Raw genomic sequence first — 2,082 nt, forward strand, 5'->3', positions numbered from 1 at the left:
GCGGATCGCCATCAGACCGGGCATCTCGTGCTCGGCCAGCGTGATCTCCTTACGGCCGAACGCCGCAAGCGAGAGGTCGGCGACCTTGAAGTCCTGGCCGTCAGTGGTGGGCTGCGAGGTCATGCGGGGTGCTCCTTGAGGTGGTGACGTTGCGGTGGATCTCGAGCGTGGCCGTCGAGCGGTTGAGGGTGATGTAGTGCAGTCCGGGGGCGCCCTCGGCCAGCAGGCGGCAGGCCATCGCGGTGGCGTGCTCGACGCCGATGCGGTGGCCTTCGGCGGGGTCGTCGCGGGCGGCCTCCAGGCGGTGGGCCAGGGTTTCGGGGAAGGCGGCGCCGCTGAGCCGGGCGAAGCGGCTGATCTGGCGCACGTCGGTGGCCGGCATGATCTCCGGGATGATCGGGGTGTCGCAGCCGGCGGCGGCCACCTTGTCGCGCAGCCGCAGGTAGTCCTCGGTGTGGAAGAACATCTGGGTGATGGCGTAGTCGGCGCCCGCGCGGCACTTGGCGACGAAGTGGCGGATGTCGCTGTCCCAGTCGGGTGAGCGCGGGTGGCGTTCGGGGAAGGCGGCCACGCCGACGCTGAAGTCTCCCGACTCCTTGACCAGGCGCACCAGTTCGTGGGCGTGGGTGAGGCCGTGGGGGTGGGGGATCCAGTCGGCGCCCGGGTCGCCGGGCGGGTCGCCGCGCACCGCCAGCACGTCGCGTACGCCCGCGTCGGCGTACTGGCCGATGATGTGGCGCAGTTCGGCCACCGAGTGCCCGATGGCGGTCAGGTGGGCGACGGGGCGCAGTGTCGTCTCGGTGGCGATGCGTTTGGTGACCTCCACGGTGCGTTCCCGGGAGGAGCCGCCGGCGCCGTAGGTGACCGAGACGAAGGCGGGGGCGAGGGTTTCGATGCGGCGGATGGTGCGCCACAGGGCGGTGGCCGCGGCCGCTGTCTTGGGCGGGAAGAACTCGAAGGAGAAGGTGGGCTCGGGCTGGCGGATGAGGTCGCGCAGGGCACTCATGGCCGGCCTCCGGCGTTGAAGTAGCCGGCCTGGGGGTGGTGGACGACGATGGCGTCGGTGGACTGCTCGGGGTGCAGCTGGAACTCCTCGGAGAGCTGTACGCCGATCCGTTCGGGCTGGAGCAGGGCGGCGATTTTGGCGCGGTCTGCCAGGTCGGGGCAGGCGGGGTAGCCCAGGGAGTAGCGGCAGCCCTGGTACTGGGTGCGGAACATGCCCTCGGGGGTGTCGGGGTCGCCTGCGGCGATGCCCAGTTCGGAACGGACCCGGGCGTGCCAGTATTCGGCGAGGGCCTCGGCGAGCTGGACGGACAGGCCGTGCAGTTCGAGGTAGTCGCGGTAGGAGTCGGCGGCGAACAGTTCGGCGGTGGCCTCGCCGATCTTCGAGCCGACGGTGACCACCTGCAGCCCCACGACGTCGCTCTCGCCGGATTCCTCGGGGCGGAAGAAGTCCGCCAGGCACAGCCGGCGGCCGCGCGGCTGGCGGGGGAAGGTGAAGCGGGTGTGTTCGGCGCCGGCCTCGTCCAGCAGGATCAGGTCCTCGCCCTTGGACACGCAGCGGAAGTAGCCGTGCACGACGGCGGCCTGGAGGAGGTTGTCGCTGTGGAGGCGGTCCAGCCAGCCGCGCAGGCGGGGCCGTCCCTCGCTCTCGACGAGTTCTTCATAGGTGGGGCCGGTGCCGGTGCGGGCCTGCTTGAGGCCCCACTGGCCCTTGAACAGGGCGCTCTCGTCCAGCCAGGAGGCGTACTCCTTGAGCTGGATGCCCTTGACCACCCGGGTGCCCCAGAACGGCGGGACGGGCACCGGATTGTCGCTGGCCACCTCCGAGCGCGCCGGCTGCTCCTGTTCGGTCACCTCCAGCACCGCGGTGGCGGCCTTGCTGGGCACCCGGCGCTGCTTGAGTTCGGGCAGGGTGGCGCCGGGCACCCCGCGCTTGACCGCGATGAGGGCGTCCATCAGGCGCAGGCCCTCGAACGCGTCGCGCGCGTAGCGCACCTCGCCCTCGTAGATTTCGTGCAGGTCCTGCTCGACGTAGGCGCGGGTCAGCGCGGCGCCGCCGAGGATGACGGGGAAGTCGGC

The 2,082-nt window shown here is 71.4% G+C and carries 3 protein-coding genes; all 3 read right to left on the bottom strand.

The genetic code is table 11. The features are described from left to right. Positions 1-123, bottom strand: a 123-nt coding sequence (locus AB0H82_RS36365; RefSeq protein ID WP_362999827.1) for an adenosylhomocysteinase, incomplete at its 3' end; no start/stop codon positions are given. Beyond that, positions 101-1,006, bottom strand: coding sequence for a methylenetetrahydrofolate reductase [NAD(P)H] (metF, locus tag AB0H82_RS36370; RefSeq protein ID WP_362999825.1), 906 nt, complete (start codon positions 1,004-1,006; stop codon positions 101-103). The genes AB0H82_RS36365 and metF, both read right to left, overlap by 23 nt. Then, the coding region (locus AB0H82_RS36375; RefSeq protein ID WP_362999826.1) for a vitamin B12 dependent-methionine synthase activation domain-containing protein at positions 1,003-2,082 on the bottom strand (1,080 nt) is incomplete at its 5' end. The genes AB0H82_RS36375 and metF, both read right to left, overlap by 4 nt.

This window comes from Streptomyces sp. NPDC050732, assembly GCF_040654255.1.
Classification (GTDB): domain Bacteria; phylum Actinomycetota; class Actinomycetes; order Streptomycetales; family Streptomycetaceae; genus Streptomyces.

Bases quoted from the DNA above. Each gene is read 5' to 3' on its own strand.
- metF (WP_362999825.1), bottom strand. From the start codon at position 1,006: ATGAGTGCCCTGCGCGACCTCATCCGCCAGCCCGAGCCCACCTTCTCC.